At 54.6% G+C, this 17,829-nt stretch carries 15 protein-coding genes; 10 read left to right on the top strand and 5 right to left on the bottom strand.

The genetic code is table 11. The features are described 5' to 3' along the window. Positions 1 to 27: 27 nt before the first annotated feature. The 6 genes from NHF56_RS03200 (at position 28) to NHF56_RS03175 (ending at position 6,639) form a co-directional block, all read left to right on the top strand. Positions 28 to 594: a hypothetical protein gene (locus NHF56_RS03200; RefSeq protein WP_252801512.1), complete on the top strand. Its 567-nt coding sequence runs from the start codon at positions 28 to 30 to the stop codon at positions 592 to 594. Then, the gene (locus NHF56_RS03195; protein ID WP_252801511.1) at positions 591 to 1,859 is read left to right on the top strand and encodes a DNA phosphorothioation-associated DGQHR protein 1; all 1,269 of its coding nucleotides are present in this window, start codon (positions 591 to 593) and stop codon (positions 1,857 to 1,859) included. The genes NHF56_RS03200 and NHF56_RS03195 overlap by 4 nt, the downstream gene beginning before the upstream one ends. Before the next feature lie 188 nt (positions 1,860 to 2,047). Beyond that, positions 2,048 to 4,030: a DEAD/DEAH box helicase family protein gene (locus NHF56_RS03190; RefSeq protein ID WP_252801510.1), complete on the top strand. Its 1,983-nt coding sequence runs from the start codon at positions 2,048 to 2,050 to the stop codon at positions 4,028 to 4,030. Then, entirely contained in the window at positions 4,027 to 4,209 is a 183-nt protein-coding gene (locus NHF56_RS03185; RefSeq protein WP_252801509.1) for a hypothetical protein, read from the top strand. Before NHF56_RS03190 ends, NHF56_RS03185 begins: the two co-directional genes overlap by 4 nt. Further along, on the top strand, positions 4,199 to 6,151 hold the full coding sequence (locus tag NHF56_RS03180; protein ID WP_252801508.1) for a hypothetical protein: 1,953 nt from the start codon (positions 4,199 to 4,201) through the stop codon (positions 6,149 to 6,151). Before NHF56_RS03185 ends, NHF56_RS03180 begins: the two co-directional genes overlap by 11 nt. Continuing rightward, complete coding sequence (locus NHF56_RS03175; RefSeq protein WP_252801507.1) at positions 6,148 to 6,639, top strand: hypothetical protein; 492 nt, start codon at positions 6,148 to 6,150, stop codon at positions 6,637 to 6,639. The genes NHF56_RS03180 and NHF56_RS03175 overlap by 4 nt, the downstream gene beginning before the upstream one ends. On the opposite strand, the gene NHF56_RS03170 is transcribed toward NHF56_RS03175, so the two are convergent. The 5 genes from NHF56_RS03170 to dndB are packed head-to-tail and all read right to left on the bottom strand — an operon-like array spanning position 6,622 to position 12,624. After that, entirely contained in the window at positions 6,622 to 7,788 is a 1,167-nt protein-coding gene (locus NHF56_RS03170; protein ID WP_252801505.1) for a cysteine desulfurase family protein, read from the bottom strand. The genes NHF56_RS03175 and NHF56_RS03170 overlap by 18 nt on opposite strands. After that, positions 7,785 to 8,162 carry a DNA sulfur modification protein DndE gene (gene dndE / locus NHF56_RS03165; RefSeq protein WP_252801503.1) on the bottom strand — a complete coding sequence of 126 codons (378 nt, stop codon included), beginning with the start codon at positions 8,160 to 8,162 and terminating at the stop codon, positions 7,785 to 7,787. Before dndE ends, NHF56_RS03170 begins: the two co-directional genes overlap by 4 nt. Then, positions 8,152 to 10,095 carry a DNA sulfur modification protein DndD gene (dndD, locus tag NHF56_RS03160; protein ID WP_252801501.1) on the bottom strand — a complete coding sequence of 648 codons (1,944 nt, stop codon included), beginning with the start codon at positions 10,093 to 10,095 and terminating at the stop codon, positions 8,152 to 8,154. Before dndD ends, dndE begins: the two co-directional genes overlap by 11 nt. After that, positions 10,092 to 11,534 (bottom strand): DNA phosphorothioation system sulfurtransferase DndC, encoded by a 1,443-nt coding sequence (gene dndC, locus NHF56_RS03155; RefSeq protein WP_252801499.1) that lies wholly within the window; start codon positions 11,532 to 11,534, stop codon positions 10,092 to 10,094. The genes dndD and dndC overlap by 4 nt, the downstream gene beginning before the upstream one ends. Position 11,535: 1 nt before the next feature. Then, on the bottom strand, positions 11,536 to 12,624 hold the full coding sequence (gene dndB, locus NHF56_RS03150; protein WP_252801498.1) for a DNA sulfur modification protein DndB: 1,089 nt from the start codon (positions 12,622 to 12,624) through the stop codon (positions 11,536 to 11,538). Positions 12,625 to 12,858: 234 nt separating this feature from the next. On the opposite strand from dndB, the gene NHF56_RS03145 reads away from it, so the two are divergent. The 4 genes from NHF56_RS03145 (at position 12,859) to NHF56_RS03130 (ending at position 17,572) form a co-directional block, all read left to right on the top strand. Further along, positions 12,859 to 13,821: an ArdC family protein gene (locus tag NHF56_RS03145; RefSeq protein ID WP_252801497.1), complete on the top strand. Its 963-nt coding sequence runs from the start codon at positions 12,859 to 12,861 to the stop codon at positions 13,819 to 13,821. After that, entirely contained in the window at positions 13,818 to 14,195 is a 378-nt protein-coding gene (locus NHF56_RS03140; protein WP_252801496.1) for a DUF2958 domain-containing protein, read from the top strand. Before NHF56_RS03145 ends, NHF56_RS03140 begins: the two co-directional genes overlap by 4 nt. Before the next feature lie 125 nt (positions 14,196 to 14,320). Further along, positions 14,321 to 16,447 (top strand): ParB N-terminal domain-containing protein, encoded by a 2,127-nt coding sequence (locus tag NHF56_RS03135; RefSeq protein ID WP_252801495.1) that lies wholly within the window; start codon positions 14,321 to 14,323, stop codon positions 16,445 to 16,447. 66 nt (positions 16,448 to 16,513) lie between these two features. Beyond that, a complete protein-coding gene (locus NHF56_RS03130; RefSeq protein ID WP_252801494.1) occupies positions 16,514 to 17,572 on the top strand; it encodes a toprim domain-containing protein in 1,059 nt (352 codons plus the stop codon). Positions 17,573 to 17,829: the final 257 nt, after the last annotated feature.

Raw genomic sequence — 17,829 nt, 5'->3', positions numbered from 1 at the left:
TTGGTACAGGATCGACGGGAGAGGCTAATGAGGTTCTGGAAAAAAAGAAAAACAAATGAGGGCCCCAGCGCATCGGAATGGGGGGTACTCGTAAGATCTCTTCTAAGAAGACTGCTGCTTCCATTTTGTCAGCCGGCATATGTATTTTTTTTTGTTGTCTCCATGATAATTGGCGCCACAGGTATCTGGGTATCAATTGCCGAAGCTTGGATCTCGACACAAGGGCAAACTCCGCCGGGATCAATTTGGGCTGATCCCAGCGTCTTCAAATCGATTCTAACTTTCTTTGCAGGCCTCGGCTCGTTGTCCTGTATTCAGGTCATAGTCGTCGAGGACAAACAAAAGAATTTGCGCGCGTTACTCTCCCTATTGCTTATTACATTTATTATCTTAGCTGTAGTAGCTGCGCTGCTGGAGAACCGCGGCTCCGGTGAGGGATATCCTTTTCTGGCAACCGGCACAGCCCTAGCAATTGTCACTTGGTGGTTAGCAAACTGGGACGACGAGAAATATTCTCAAAATTCATCTCTGGATCCACTTGGTGGCGATACTGAGACTGCCCCTGCGGGCGACACTGAGGGTTACGCGCTATGACTGGCCGAGAAGAAGGTAGACCTTTCATCAAAGTACCCGCTATCAGAGTAGAACAACCGCTAGGTGAGTTTTACGCTGCCGCCATTCCCGCAAGGAAGCTCCTAGAAGTCTGCTACACAGACAGACTGCGTGCGATTACAGAGGGGGACAGCTACCGACTCGAAGGTTCCCAGCGTCTGATCAATGAACCACGTCTAAAAGTTATCGGACGCTACATTGAAACGAGAGAGGCCGCATTTCCGAATTCCGTCATTTTGGCAGCAAATTATTCAGCCAGCACGGGGCTCAGCGTCCAAGATGACGCAATCAGGTGGCGTATTGAATCGCACACCACAGATGGTGGGTGCCTTGAGCTTGTCATCCCGTCCAAGGAACGCCTTGCTCCGATTATCGACGGACAGCACCGGCTGTTTGGCTTCGCCTACGCCAGTGATGCTCGACTTGATACACCGGTACTCTGCTCCATCTTTCTGGACCTCCCACGCCCTTATCAAGCCTATCTCTTTGCAACAATCAACTCAACACAAAAGCCAGTCGATCGAAGTCAGACTTACGAATTGTTTGGGTACAACATTGAGGAGGAACAGCCAGAACTATGGTCACCCGAAAAGTTGGCTGTCTTTCTTACTCGCAAGCTTAACACCGACATCGAGAGCCCTCTCTATCAGCGCGTTCTAGTTGCAGCAGAGAACGACTTCGCAATCTCCCGTGCAGAGGCAAAAGCCGAGAATCGGTGGATGATTTCAACTGCAACGGTCGTCGACGGGATTACCCGATTGATTTCAACCTCACCCAAAAAAGACGCCGATACGTTACGCACTGGGCGGGAAAAGACTCGTTTAAAGCTCGCTGACGAGCGTTCAGGAGACAAAGCCCCGTTGCGCGAACTTTACATAAACACCCGAGACAAAGTCTTGCTGGGCGCCGTTTCGAATTTCTTCCTGGCAGTACTAGACGTGTGTGGTCCAGAGTTGCCCGCCGGTTCCTATCTCACAAAGACTGTCGGTGTACAGGCTTTGTTCGACACACTGCGAAAGTTGGCGCCGGCCGCACTTGAAGCAAAAGACTTCTCACGTGACTGGTTTGCAGAAAAACTGCGTCCCCTTGGCGAAATTGACTTTACCAACGAAGCCTTTCAGCAAGCCTCTGGGCAGGGACGCACGCAAATCCGCCGTGTCATCTTCCATAAGATTAATCTTGACGAAACTCTAACAACCGAACAACGAGACGACATCGAACAAGTCATCAAAGCCGCAACGAAGTAATATGAATAGCACCTTACGAGCCATTCAAAAACACAGTAGCAACAAGCCTAGGGCACAGAACACATCAATTAAAGCCGACGCAAAAGATTGTCCGAGCCTATTTGAGAAGGCCATCGTCGGAAATCACATTTTACATCAGTATGCGTGGCAATTGCCTGAATATTGAAAATGCGGCACCTTGGCAGCACATGACAACAGAAACAAATGATTCACGGCACCCTTTCAAGCAAGATGGCGACCTACGCCTGCAGAGCGTAACCTTTCCTGAGTCGCTAGATACCTCTGAAGATGATATTGTCGCGCGGCTCTATGTACCCGCGTTGCGTGCATCATCTCGGTATGACAGAGGCGTAGGCTACTTTACGTCTGGATGGCTCAGCTACGTAGCAGAGGGCCTTGCAGCTTTAGCCGCGAACGGTGGCAAAATGCGGCTCATTACAAGCCCACACCTCTCGCCGGAGGATTGGGGAGCGGTCAAGCAAGGCGAGGACGCAAAAAACGACCCGCGAATCCTCGCAACGCTAAATGAAGTTCTTGACGACTTGGAAAGCGCAGCGAAATCTATGCCACTCACGGTGTTGGCATGGCTGATTGCTGATGGTCTCCTCGATCTGCGGATCGCCATTCCCACTGCAAAACTAACTGGAGACTTTCATATTAAGATTGGCGTATTCCAGGATGCGGAAGGAGACTTCATTGCGTTCAACGGATCCCCAAATGAGACTGTTGGCGGTTTTCAGAATTTTGAAAAGCTGCATATTCATCTGGGATGGACCAACGACCGCGATGCAGTACATGCCAAGTCCATCGCCAACACCTTCGATCGCCTCTGGAACAAGCACGACCCAAATGTTCGGTGTTTCGAACTCCCAACCGCCATTCAAAAACGACTGGTAAGGTTTGCGGGAAAGACAAATCGCCCTTACCCGCTTCGTGGGCATAAAAAGATTGGTATCACCAATAAGTGGCGCCATCAGGATGAAGCACTAGCGGAATTCTTAAAGGCCCGCGCGGGTGTGCTCGGAATGGCCACGGGCACAGGAAAAACCCGGACAGCCCTGAAAATCGACACTGAGCTTCGGGAACGAGATCTCATTAGCTCAACTATCGTTGCCGCGTATGGAACAGACCTGCTAGATCAATGGTATAGTGCACTTGTTGGACATGATTATGTCGACTTGATCTATCGGCAGTACGATTCCCATAACGACGCCGACAAGTTTCGACTTTCAAAGCGGCCCGCATGCCTGATTGTAAATCGGCGAAAGCTCGCCGAAGTTATTCGACGACTTTCCCCAGAACGGATCGCTCAGACGTTAATAATTTGCGACGAAGTGCACGGGTTTGGTGAACCAGGACTAGTTTCAGAACTCGACGGACAAATTAAGAAATTTCCATATAGACTCGGGCTGAGCGCAACACCCAGTCGAGAGTATGACGATGATGGAAACGACTTTATCAAAAGGGAAATCGGCCCTGTCATTTTTCGATTTGATATCCAAGAGGCTATCCGGCGTGGCATTCTGTGTGAGTTTGACTACCATCCGATCGAATTTCAGTTCTCACCAAAAGACCGCGCCGCTGTCCAAACAGCCTTCGCGAAACAGCGAAGTCGCGAGGAGGACGGTGATACTGACCGTAAGCAACTTTGGATGGAGCTGGCAAAGATCAAGAAGCTATCCACGGAGAAGATACCTCTATTCGAGGACTACGTTGCACGAAATCCGGCCATTCTCCAAAGAACCATCCTGTTCGTGGAGCAGGCAGACTACGGCGCATTGCTCCAACCGATTTTGATGCGAGAACGCGTCAAATTTCATACTTATTATGGGGATGATGACCGCGAAAACCTAAGACGGTTCGCCCGTGGTGATCTTAGCTGTCTCATTGCATGCAAAAGGATTTCAGAAGGCATCGACATTCAGTCTGTCCACAATATTGTCTTGTTCGCAACGGCCAAAGCACCGATCGAAACAGTTCAACGGGTTGGACGGTGCCTAAGAATTGACCCTAAAAATCCAAACAAACGTGCAACGATTGTGGACTTCATCAAAACCGACGAAGACGACGAACTTCCCCCGCCAGACGCGCCTCTATCCACGGATGAAAGGCGGCGGGCGTGGTTTCAAAAACTTGCGGCCATCCGGCGCGAAAGGGCGGCTATGCCATGATCGACAACGCTATAAGGCGAGCAGTCAAAGCTGTCTGCAAAGTTGACGGGATGAACGAAGACTATGAGCGAGCGCTCGCCACGCTCATAGAAAACACCATGATGGACAATCTCGATACATCGGACATTTACGACCTGCTCGACAAGATCGAGGTCGAGGAGCCAGCTGATGAAGATTAGGATCACCGACTGGCGCTGCGATAATCTCAGGATCGGTGAAGGCACTGAGGTCTTCGAGCTTGGAGATCCTCCCGCACGTTGGTCGCTTGTTCAAATGCCCAACGGTCTTGGCAAGACATCAACTATGACATTGATACGCGCTGTTCTCGGCGAAGAAGACTTAAGCGTCGAAAAAGTGCGTGGTTTTCGCGCCAACGACACCGTCGAGTCTGGCACCTTTGAATTAGGTCTATTGATCGAAGGTCGCGGCGGTGGTCAGGCTAAGCATTACCGCCTTACAGCAGACTTCGACTTCAAAGCTGGCACTTACAGATATTCAACACTGCGAGCTGAAGAACGCGGCGGTGGCCATGAACCTGGGCTCGTTTTGCCGTCAGACCTCAAGCACATCCTAAAGCCCGAATTCATTAAACTGTTCGTTTTCGACGGAGAACTCGCACGGGATATACGGGATCTAAACAAGGCCGCCGCAGATCACGCTATTCGAACGTTGTACCAGCTCGACGATCTTTCGAGACTTCGTCAGCGGATCCGTGATGCGGTATCCAAACGCCAAGAAGCGCTCGAGCGTACCTCGGGCCGAACTCAGAAAGGCGTATCCCGTCATCAAAAGATTTTCGACGAAGCCGCAGGCCAGTTGGCAACCCTCAAAAAGGCGTTGGCAGAAAAGAAGTCCACCCGCACAAAACTCAAACGAGAGCAAGAAGGCGTTCGCACGCAGATCGAAGAGCACATCGCTCGCAGTGGCGATCTAAATGATCGACGACTAAAATTGTCCAAGGATGCTAATGACATAGCCAGCGACATCCAAACCACTACCTTGGCCGCTCTTATTGCTTATCGAAACCCGGCAACGCTTTCGCCAACCATTCGATCACGACTTACGAATCTCGGCACCGTTCTAACGAAGGCAAGACTTCCCAAAAGCGTATCTTCGGATTTTTTTGATGAAATTGCAGATGAAGGGGAATGCATCTGCGGTCGCCCGATTGGAGACGCAGAACGCGAAATCCTTAAGCACCGGAAAGAACAGTATCTAGCTCAGGATCAAATTTCTGCCATTGCAGCTATGAAAGATCGTCTGAATTCAAGCGCCACTTCAGAAACAAGCTTCTCAGCGACCTGCGACACTCTCCACGGTAAACTCGAAGATCGCCAAGCCAACGAAAAGGCCATGGACCGACTGAAGCAAGAGGCTGAAGAACGCGGCGATGAAGATATGGGTCCATTAACTGAACGCGAAAGCGAGATCAATGTTGAACTGGCGGCGCTCAATATTGACATTGAACGCTTGGAAACTGCAGATACTGCCAAGCAGCGCTCTTACCAAAGTACCGCGAAAACAAACATTCCGCTTGCACAAAAGCACTTGGGAGAATGCAAGGCTACGCTTGACGAAGTGGAAGCTTCGTTCCGGCTATCACGCCAGCGAGATAGCCTGCTCGATCAACTCTCAAGAATCGAAAAAAAAGCTCTAGCAGAGCTACGTGAAGTTATCCGAACCGAAACCAATGATCGCTTGAAAACACTAGTTAAAATGGAGCAGCTTCGCGTTAAACGCATTGACGGCGCCCTCGAGCTGGAGTCTGACAAATCATCGAGCAAGGATGATGTCAGCGAAGGACAAAGCCTCTCAGTCGCCTACGCCTTTCTGACGGCATTATTATCCAAGGCCCCCTTCGAGCTACCTTTCATAGTTGATAGCCCTGCGGTGTCATTGGATCTCGATGTCCGTAAAGAAGTCAGTAAGGTCATCCCAACTCTTTTCGAGCAAATGATTTTTTTCGTGATCTCTAGCGAACAAGCGGCGTTTGCAGAGAGCTTCTATGAACTCGAAGATACACGATTTGTTACGTTGTCCAAAACGGCAGATGGCCGAATAGAGACCCACTACGGGCTTGACGAATTTAAACGCCAGTCTGGTGAAGGAATAGCCGAATGAGCCTGCGCCTGACTGAAGATGCTGCATCCTTCTTTTCCAAAATTGACTCCCAGCCGATCAAGGGGGTTAGGTTTCTCGATATCGACAAGTTCTATGCGTGTCTGATGTTAGGGTTTCGATATGCGCAACTAGCGAGCGATCCCTCTTTAATGCCAGCATTTCTTGCTGCAGGCGCCAAATACCCAGACGCTTACCAGCCCTACGACAGCTACCTGCTGGGCCTCCTTGTGGAAGCGGAAATCCGTCGACGCAATCTAGATCCAAAAAACCGGGATCTCATCGAGCAGGAGACCGTAAAGTTGCTTGATCCGCATTCACCACTGGGGCTTAGCGAGGATGGGATTAGGTTTATGAACCGCTATGCCGCCAAAGGATTTGAAATTCTACGTGACGCAATGGCGCCGCCTCGAAGTGTAGACGACTTCCTTGTGGCGTATGCCGATCTCTGGCAAGCTAAAAGCGAGCCAGACTCAGGCCAGCCTGCCTGACCTTAGCTGGTTTATCCCGCGCGAAAATGCAACAATCGCGCGCGCTATATCGTGATCACTTGTGCCTCGGCCAAGCCCTATTCGGAACGCTCGGCGAGCCCGCAGCGTATCTCCAAACATTGCCTTTAGCACCGGAGAGGTCTCTACCCGGTCGGTGGAACAGGCGCTCGAGGCCGAAAAAGCAACCTCGCTTCTCAAAAGGCGCATCAAAGCTAGTGGTTCGACGCCGTCCACTGATACCGAAATAGTATTGGGTAGCGCATTTGACAACTCACCATTGAGACTCACACCTCCGATTTTCCGAAGCCCCTCCGCAAGACGGTCCCGACGGCTTCCGATTTCTGCAACGTCTCTTTCGTATCCTCGAATTACAAGATCGAACGCTGCGGCTAGCGCAATGATCGCTGGGGTATTCAACGTGCCGGATCGAAGGCCCCGCTCCTGTCCTCCCCCGTACAAAACAGGCTCAAGCTCAACGCGCGGCTTTCGCAAGCGCCTATACAGAACGCCTATACCTTTCGGCCCATACATTTTATGTCCGGAGAAGCTTGCAAGGTGCACGTTTGCATTGCTGACGTTAAGGGGGCGATAAGCGGTCGCCTGCGAATAGTCCGTATGAAAAACAAGACCCTTTTCCGCGCAAAGCGCGCCAATTTCATCAAGGGGTTGAAGTATACCAGTTTCGTTGTTCGCCGCCATTATCGACACAAGGCCCGTCTTATCAGTGACTGCTTCGCGAACTGCATCAGTGTACACCGCACCATGCTCTCCAACCGGCACTTGAATGACTTTTGCACCATGTTCAGCCGCCAATCTAGCAAGTGGCCCTTTAACCGACGGGTGCTCAATCATCGAAGTGATAATCTCCGTCTTGCCTGACTCTCTTAGCGCTGGAAAAGCCCCCAACAAAGCAAGATTGTTCGCTTCCGTGGATCCGCCGCAGAAGATGATCTCTGACGAGCGAGCGCCAATTGCTGTCGCTATTATTTCGCGTGCACGCTCAATCGCCTCCGAAGCAGTTGCTCCTGGTAAATGCTCACCACTCGACGGATTCGCGTAATGGGTTCGCATTGCTTCCATCATAACCTCGATAACAGCTGGATCGATAGGTGTTGAAGCATTATGGTCGAGGTAAACAGGGCCGGTCATCGGACGAGAATATCTCCAGCCAGTAACCGGGCTGCATCGCCAGGGGACTTTACCCTCGCCGAAATAGCCGTCAGCCCCCGGTCAATATGTGCACGTAGGCGGCGGATCAGTTCGCGCTCATCGAGCTCTTCACCATCCTCGGTCTCCACCCAACGCAAAAGTGTAGTATATATTGGTTGATCGGCACCAAACAATGTGTATGCATTAAACTCTTGCCCGTCCTCAGTGTCTGTTGCAGATCCGATCTTCCCCATTTCTAACGAGATCGCCATTGCCATGCGGCAAAGAAGATTGGGAGTCAGCGCTGCACGCTGACGCAGAACACGCAATCGGCCAGTTGCCTCATCGGACACGCGGAATTTGCTAATGTGCATAGATCACCTCCGGTAACCGCGCCGTAACCTGTGTTTTCAAATCACCTTGTACTACTCCGATTTCGTATCGGCGCGCCACAAAGGGTGAGACGAGCTCATCGAGATCAGGCGTCAATTCACTATCCGTACATAGAAGGATGATCTGCTGGCTGGCCGTAGGTACATAATCGCTCATAAGCGACCTGCGGTGTGCTCTATCGAGCCGCGAGAGTGGCGTATCGATAATCATAGGCAAGTCACGACCGGACGTCTTGCCGAGTGCCCAAAGCATTGAAATCGCAAAAATCTGGCGTTCTCCGGCTGAAAGTGCTTCCTTCGGAATTTCGACGCCATCGGCCCCAACCAAAGCGATATCAAAAGTGTCGGGATCAATCCGTACACTGCTAAGAAGCCGCTTTTTGCGGATCAACCCATTAAAACAACTCACGAAATGCTCCGAGAGGGAAGTTACGCGGCGCTCCAGTACCTGAACCTCATAGGCAGCAAGAGCCGCGCGGGCTCGGTCACCAAGCTCCATCTTATGGAGTGCAAGTTCAGCGTCAAACTTGACCTCAAGCGCCTGATCGCGATGCTTCTCGAGTTGTTCGATTCGATACCGTAAACTGCTAATTGCCTTTTCTTTTTCCCCTAGCTGGGCCTCCGCTCGCCCACGTTCATATTCCGCAGATTTCAGAGTCTCAAGCGTCTCGTTCGCTGCGCCCTCGTCTAAATTCCGTAGTTGTTTCTTGAGCTTGGCTTGACGCAGCCGCGCGCTGTCAAATTCCTTGCCAAGATCGAAAGCTTGGGTTTTGAGACCTTGGTTGACCGCGCCAATCCTGCCTTTGATCCACGCCGGCTCTGCATCGAGTTTGATGCTACTGGCCTGAGCAGTGGCTTTCGCAAGGAATGCCCTCAACTCGGAAAAATGACTGCTTGTCCAAGCAACACGGTTAGATGTCATTGCCTTATCACCGCTTTCAAAGGCGTCAAGAAAATCCCTGATTGCAGCATTTCCTACGATGAATCCGCCTTCGCCCAGTTTTTCACTCAAGCGACCGAGAAGAGCTGAAGCGAGTCCAAGGGGCAACGGACCCTCGGCAAGCCTCCTCAAATCACCCTGCAGCCAGTCGATGCGCTTTTCCACTTCATTCAAAGTCTGCCTGAGCGCCGTTCGGTCCAAGGCTGCAGCCCCTCCTTCTGCGTCGAATGCCTTTTGTGCTTTGGCAATTTGCCGATCAGCCTTTTCTCGGTCGGCGCGAACTTGCGCAGCATCTTCTTCCAAAAGCACCAAGTCTGCTTTTGCTCCGCTTAAGTCGCGCTCGATGGATTCTAAATCCACCACCGACCCTGACGGATTCCTTCTCGACATATAAACGGTAAGATCACTCCGGAGCTGACCAATTAGATCCAGGCCCAGCAGCGAGCGAATTGCATCCCTCAATCCATCAGTTGAGCTTCCATCAGCAATATCCTGGATTTTTTCTCCATCGAAAAAGAAAAGCTGAGATATCCCCGAGGGAATCATATCTTCGAGGTAATGGTCCCAATCCTCAGGAGGTATATCCTCTATGAGGGCACCGTTCCTTTTGAGCTCAATTGATTCAATCACGGACGTCCCTCGAGCTGCCCACGCTCGCCGAACTTCGTACTCGACCGGATATCCTTCTTCGTTTCGTGTAAAAGTAAGTACGACGAAAGCTGACCTTTCAGCCGCAAGGGCATTAATCCTGCGCAATAGATAGGTTTCGTAATCGGAACGTGCAACGCGTACGCCAAGCGCGCGTTTGCCATAAAGAGCGAGGCGCACAGCTTCAAGAAAGGTTGTTTTGCCTCCCCCATTGTGACCACGCACAAGGATAACAGGGCGACCTTCGTTAGACGCAGGCGAAAGTTCGAACCGATTTTCGCCGCCGTAGAGGCCAAAATTGCAAAGTGTGAGTTCTTTTAGAATCATTTGTCAGCCTTTCTGGCCCATTGATCCCGTTGGGAAATCACCTCCTCACGATTCCGCCACTCGCGCTCCATAACTGCGCCTATTTTCTGGTGAACAGCCGCACGACGCTTCAAGCCACGAACAGACCTTTCCACTTCAAGAAGCTGGGCAAGCAATGCAGGCGGCACATTGTACTCGGCACACACATGTTTCAAGATCACACCATCTTCGCCGTCAAAATTGAATGCACCGTCATCTTCGACCGGCAGTTCACGGCCAAGCACGTCGCGTACCACGGCAGCGACTGAGTCCTCCCAGTCGCCCGCTTCCGTTCGCCATAGTCGGCGTATCTCCTGAAGCTCCTCATCGTGTATGAGTATAGTCTTTTCCCCTGGTGGCGCATTCTTGTTCACCTCGAGCTGCGCCTTCAGAAGCTTTCTAAGAAACGACTTGCGAAATGCGATTGTATAGGGACCAGGAATGGTTTCATTACTGCCGGACTTAAAGACCACACGCCCATCACGCCGACGAAAGTCTCGAACTTTTGGCTTTTCTTCCGGATTTTGGGTTGCTGCAAGTTCGTCACGTAAATCGAGCAACGGCTCCAACCACGTTTCACCGTTATCTATCATGGCTTCCATAGCTTTGTCCTTGGTCACAACGGTACAAACCCAACATCCAAACCTCGAATTGCCGCAACTTTCAGTGTTCTTATCGACAACGAGCGGGCATTCACCCGCTTGCGCGTTCCGATACATCGCGAGTAGTTGGCGGTTATCACCGCCCCAAGGGCTTTCATTCTGAAGGAGATAACTCCAAACATCGTCAGTGCTAAACGCCTCAATCGGGGTGTAGACATAGGCCCCAGGCAGCGTTGAATGCCGCGAGAGCGCACTATTCTTGATCCGATGGAGCGACATGACCTGCGCCCGGGTGGCGCTTTCCGCCCGGCGTACACCCAGCACCATTACTACCTCGCCAAACAGTGCTACCTTTTCTTTGATAAAAGCGTTTGCAGGATCAATCTTCAATCGCTCCGTGCACCAACGAAAGCGTTTTGAGGGAGCTGGGTAACCGCGCCCAAGAAGGTTCACCCAAAAACTATCCTTAACGTCTGGCACGACTTTGCGCGCCTCAATCGGCATCGATTGCGCTCGCGCTGCCTCATTGAGGTTCATCAATGCTTGATCAATATAGTCGACAATTACCGGGGTTTCGACGAGCGTGTCAGAACTCAAGACATAAACCGGTTTCTTCCGTTTGGAGTTAGGCAGCTCTCTCAATGCTGACCAAATCAACTGCAACGCGCAAGTCGAGTCCTTGCCGCCGCTATATCCAATCACCCAAGGTCGATTGTCCCTTTCATAAATCGCCCGAATTTCTTCGAGGACTCCCTTCACCGTATGGTTGGGGCTCTCGTGTTCATGCATTTCATTTTGGGCGTCAAACAGAGTATTCATGTCAAGCTGCCTCCATCTCAAGGAAAGAATTCTCAGCATGACGACCCCGCTCATCGAGCGGCAGCTCGACTGCAGTGCAAAGAACGTTAGCACCAAGTTGGACAGCGCGTTTCTGACCATTCATCCGCGCACCGTTCATAACACGACCTTCCCAAAGGTCAGCGTTCCTTCGCGACCAATCAACAGACTCCAGTTTCCTGACATGCGTCCGCCAATCTTTCGGTTTTTCGGCGAGAAGCCTCCCACCTAAAAGTCCAAGCGCCTGCAAAAGAACCCCGTGGGCATGAACGGTACCTTGGCGAAGATCACAGGATTTCAGCGTGCCGGCATCCAATCGCTGCCAATCAAGCATGACGTCAAAGAGGGCACTCCAGTATTCAACAGCCAAGTCAACAGTGCTCTCGCCGAACCGATTTGCGTCTTTTCCCGCCAACCATTCATTTGCCCGGTTTAGGCTCGACAAGGTGTAAAGTGCAGTGCCGCGATTTGGAATTGAGCTGCGCTCCAAATCTGTAAAACGTCTGAAAAATTCAATCTTATTCAGAATACCGGAAGACAGCTGAGATAGCGGGCTACGACGGTCAAATAACACATTCAACGAACCCGATGGTCGCACGGCATTTTTGTTCAGATCAGCAAACATTTGCTGGCTGCGTTCAAGCCCACGGTCGGCGAATAAAACAACGGAGATAGTCTCATTTTCCAATTCAGGCCTTATTTTAAGGGCTTCCTCAATAGCAGCTCTCCTATGCTGCCCATCATTGATCAGTATTCTTGCGTCCATTGAGACCGTTAAAATCCCGACATTCCTAAGTCCAAGATCGTCTGACGCTGACCTGAAGCTTAACTCGCCATCCACAGATGCACACAGCGAGGAAAGAATATAGTTATCCCAGTTTGTAAAAAGATATTCTGCAATTTGCGGCACTCGCGCCTTGGACAAAACACGCTGAGCACGTAAGTCAGGCGGCAAAGTTTCGTCGTCAAAACTAAAGATACGTGGCACTTGGCCGAGCGGGATCATAACAGTAAAATATGGGTAGCCCGCTTGGGTTCCGCGAATAGCCGAAAAAGAATAGAAATTGTTCATGGGTGATCATCCTTGAGTTGGTGGAAGTTTGTGGAAGTTTGCTTGGAAGTCAACATTTTTTCATCAAACTCAACAGAGAACTCAAATTCCGAACCGAAAGAGTGATGAAAAACGGGCGTGCAAAGCGACGTGGATTTCTCCGTGACCCTCCCAAGAGTGAGAGCGCGGACAGGGGTGCCGTGACGGGTTGGAAGTCGAGAGAGAGGCTCTTGGCGCCCGTCGCGGAGAACCGCGATGTCCAGCAAGAACCGCAAATCCGGCGCCAGGGGTGACCGGATCAATCTCTATTCCGAAATCACCGACAAGATCATCGCCGAGCTGGAGGAAGGCCGCCTGCCCTGGGTCCAGCCTTGGGGGACGGCGGCGGCGAATGCGCCGCTTGGCCTCCCAAGGAATGCCGCCACCGCCCGCCTTTATTCCGGGATCAATGTGCTGCTTTTATGGGGCGCCGTCATCGAGCGCGGTTATTCCGGCCAGGGCTGGCTGACCTTTCGTCAGGCACTGGCGCTCGGCGGCAATGTCCGCAAGGGCGAGCGCGGCACCACCGTCGTCTATGCTGATCGCTTCGTGCCGGATGATGAAAAACGTCGCGCCCTGGAGACCGGCGAGGACGCCCGGACCATACCCTTCTTGAAACGCTTCACAGTGTTCAACACGGATCAATGCGAAAACCTCCCCGAGGCGATCGCGACCGCCGCGCCGCCTGTGCCTCAAGGCATGATCGAGCCAAGGGTCGAGGCGCTGATCAAGGCGACGGGCGTCGATTTTCGGATCGGTGGCAATCGCGCCTTCTATGCGCCAGCCCATGACTACGTGCAGGTTCCACCGCCGCAGGCCTATTTCGAGCCGATCAACTGGCATCGGACCGCATTGCATGAACTTGGACACGCAAGTGGTCATGCCTCCCGTCTCGATCGTAACATGACCGGTTCATTCGGCTCCAAACGCTATGCCTTTGAGGAATTGATTGCCGAGATCAGCGCGGCCTTCTCCTGTGCCGCGCTCGGCATCGTGCCGACCGTGCGTCACGCCGATTATATTGGTTCCTGGCTGGAGATCCTGCGCGAGGACAATCGCGCCATCGTTCGCGCCGCCAGTCAAGCGAGCAAGGCCGCCGATTGGCTGCTCGCCTTTTTGCCGGAACGCATGATGCAAGGCGACGAGACGTGGGCCTCCAGAGACAGGAGGGTGGCATGAAACTCCTGACCGATACTCTGCGCGCCCGCCTGCTCGAAAATGGCAAGCAACCAGATACCGACCATATCCCCGTGGTCAAATTCTTCAATCCGCTGGGCGCCGCCACCTGGATCGCCACGGAACTGGATGAAGACAAGGATACACTGTTCGGCCTCGCCGATCTCGGTTTCGGTTGCCCGGAGCTTGGTTCCTTCAGCCTGTTGGAACTGGCCTCCGTACGCCTGCCCTTCGGCCTCGGGATCGAGCGCGATTTCCTGTTCGAGGCCGATGTTCCGCTCTCGGTCTATGCCGAGGCGGCGCGCCATGCCCGCTGCATTGTCGAGGACAGGCGGAGCCTTGATGCCGCCGCGGCCAGGCGCAAGGCCCGCCGCTGATATCCCTGCCCCAAACGCGGCTCTGCAGTGGATCGGCATCAGGAGAGTGAGAGGGCTGCGCCCTTGTCCGTGACGGGTTGGAAGTCGAGAGAGAGACTCTCGGCGCCCGTCGCGGAGTAAACATCATGGCAACCGCGCCCCAGAAAATCACCCTGTCGTCCTCGCGCGACATTCCCTTCAACAAGCTTCTGCTCTCCCAGTCGAATGTCCGGCGCATCAAGGCCGGCGTCTCGATCGAGGAACTCGCCGAGGATATCGCCCGGCGTGGCCTCCTCCAGGGGCTCAGCGTTCGGCCCGTCACCGACGAGGCCGGAACCGAGACCGGCATGTTCGAGATCCCCGCCGGTGGCCGGCGTTACCGGGCGCTCGAGCTTCTCGTGAAACGCAAGCGTCTCGCCAAGACCGCGCTGGTCCCTTGCATCCTGCGCGAGGATGGTATCGCCGAGGAAGATTCGCTTGCGGAAAATGTCCAGCGCGCACCGCTGCATCCACTCGACCAGTTCCGCGCCTTCCTGACGCTGAAGGAGAAAGGCCAGTCCGAGGAGGAAATCGCCGCGACCTTCTTCGTCTCGGTCAATGTGGTCAAGCAGCGTTTGAAGCTCGCCGCCGTCTCGCACAGACTCCTCGACATCTATGCCGAGGACGGCCTGACGCTCGATCAGCTGATGGCCTTCACTGTCTCCGGCGATCATGAACGCCAGGAGCAGGTCTTCGAGCGGCTCCAGCAATCCTATGACAAGCAGCCCTATGCCATCCGGCGCATGCTGACCGAAGGCGCGGTGCGCGCCTCCGACAAGCGTGTGCAATTCATCGGCCTCGATGCCTATGTCGAGGCCGGCGGCACCGTCCTGCGTGATCTCTTCCAGCAGGACGATGGTGGCTGGCTGCAGGATGTTCCCCTTGTCGAGGAAATGGTGACCGACAGACTGCGGCGGGAAGCCGAGACCATTGTCGGCGAAGGCTGGAAATGGATCGATGCCGCGCCCGACTTTCCCTACGGCCACACATTTGGTCTGCGGCAGTTACGCGGCGCGGAAATCCCGCTCACGCCGCAAGAAGAAGCCGCGCGCGACGCGCTGACGGCGGAATTCGATCAGCTTGAGGCGGACCACGCCGAGGCCGATGAACTGCCGGACGCGGTCGACGAGCGCCTTGGCGAGATCGAGACGGACCTTGAGGCCTTCGAGCAACGCCCGGTCAAATTCGATCCCGACGAGATGGCCCGGGCCGGCGCTTTCCTCAGCATCGCCCATGACGGCAGCCTGCGTGTCGAACGCGGTTTCGTGCGGCCCGAGGACGAGATCGTATCCGAACCTAACGCGGAGACCGTGGACACGGATGAAACGGACGGTGGCCAGCCGGATACGGAGGGCAGCAGCGGCGGCGATGCCGGCACCGGTGCTCCGGAGCCGACCGAGGGTGAAGAAGAGGACGCGCTCGCGCCGATCTCCGATCGCCTGATGGCCGAACTCACCACGCATCGCACGCTCGGCCTGCGCAATGCACTCGCCGAACATCCCGAGATCGCCTTTATCGCGGCCTTGCACGCCTTGGCGCTCTCGGTCTTCTATCATCGCGGATCGGACAGTTGCCTGGAACTTGGTCTGAAGCGGGTTGGGTTCAGCACCCAGACGCCGGGGCTGAACGACAGCGCGATGGTCGAGGTCGCCGAAACTCGGCACGAGGACTGGTCCAAACGCTTGCCGAAAGAATCTGATGACCTTTGGGATACGCTTCTTCTGTGGAGCAACGAAGATCGGCGCCAGCTCTTTGGCCATATGATCAGCCTCTCGGTCAATGCCGTGGCCGAACCCTGGAACAGGCGTCCGCGTGCGCTTGCCGATGCCGATGTGCTCGCGCGGTCTGTCGGACTCGATATGGCTGCCGCCGGTTGGCGTCCGAGGGTGGACACCTTCCTCGGCCGCGTCACCAAGGCGCGCATCCTGCAAGCGGTCAGCGAAGCGAAAGGAGAGCGTGCCGCCGACCGTATCGCCCATCTGAAGAAGGGTGACATGGCGAAGGAAGCAGAGACCCTGCTCGCCGATACGGGCTGGTTGCCGGAGCCACTGCGCACTTCTGTTGAGCCGGAAGCGGATGCCGATGAAGCCGGAAATGCCGATGATCCCGCGACGTCTGAAACACCCGTCGTGGAAACGACGGCAGAAGACGGTGAAACGGCCATGGGCGCGGACGACATCCCGGAGGACAATGACCAAGCCGAACCAACATCTCACGTGGAAGCCGCCGAATAGAGCGGCATCCGAACCGGCAATCCTGGCCCGCCTTCGCGCGGGCCTTTTTCTTTGGAGGCCTTGATCATGACAGAAACAGCAGGTGATCTCGCGGAGCGGCTCGCCCAAAACGCCGAGGCGGTCTGCCGGTCCTATTTGTCCAATGGCCGTAAAACCGGACGCTACTGGGTCGTCGGAGACGTCCGGAACATGCCCGGTAGATCCATGTATGTGCGGCTGGTCCCGAGCGCGAAAGGGACTGCTGGCAAATGGACGGACGCCGCGACCGGTGAACATGGCGATCTACTCGACATCATTCGTGAAAGCCGGGGGCTTACCAGCTTCAAGGAAACCGCTGACGAAGCGCGGCGCTTCCTGGCATTGCCCCAGCCCGATCCAAAGCCGGTGGTGCATCGTGATCGAGTGTCACCGGCACCAATGGGTTCGCCACGGGCGGCGAAGCGGCTGTTCGCGATGTCAGGGCCCATTGCCGGCACGCTCGCGGAAACGTATTTGCGCAAACGCGGCATTAAGGCATTGCACGGAACCGGATCGCTGCGGTTTCATCCGCGCTGCTATTACCGGCCCGACGAGCACAGACCGACAGAAATCTGGCCCGCGCTAATCGCGTCGGTCACCGATCTAAACGGTCACCAGACCGGCGCACACCGAACCTGGCTCAACCCGAACAGCTTCAGCGCGGCGTCTCTCGGCAAGGCTCCGATCGAGACGCCGCGACGGGCGATGGGTGACCTGCTCGGCCACGCGGTGCGCTTCGGCGTGGCCGGAGAGGTCATGGCGGTCGGCGAAGGGATCGAGACCATGCTATCGCTACGATGCGTATTGCCCGAGATGCCAATGGCGGCTGCGCTCTCCGCAGCCCATCTTGCCGCTATCCTGTTCCCCGACACGCTGCGCCGGCTCTACATCGTGCGAGACGACGATCCGGCGGGCGACGGCGCAGGGGACACGCTCGTCGAAAGGGCAGATGCGCTCGGCATAGAGGCGCTGCCACTCTCGCCAATTCTGGGCGATCTCAACGAGGATCTGCGCCTTCGTGGCATCGACGCCTTCCGGGCCTCGATCCGGGTCCAACTCGCGCCGCAGGATGTCGCCAGGTTCATGGAGGCCGTTCTGTCCGCCTGACCGGGAGAGATCGGTGCGGAGTATGGCGATGACGTCGCAGCCTTCGTCAACGGCTCCCCGTGGATGTCGCAGAGGGCCGCGCCCGGCCTTCTTCAGAGGGCGACCGGACAGTAGACGGCCCGGTCCGGCAATGGCTGCGGCCAACGATTTTCCCTCGGCCCTTCGGGCCTTTCCATCGCGAAACAAAATCGCCGGCCTCCGCCATCCTCCGCTGCCGCTTCGGTCCTTGCGCTGACGCTCCAGGATGCAGGCCCGGT

The organism is Rhizobium sp. L1K21 (assembly GCF_024055895.1).
Lineage (GTDB): Bacteria > Pseudomonadota > Alphaproteobacteria > Rhizobiales > Rhizobiaceae > Ensifer_A.
The sequence above is the reverse complement of the archived record's forward strand: the minus strand, read 5'-3'. Positions and strand labels throughout refer to the sequence as shown.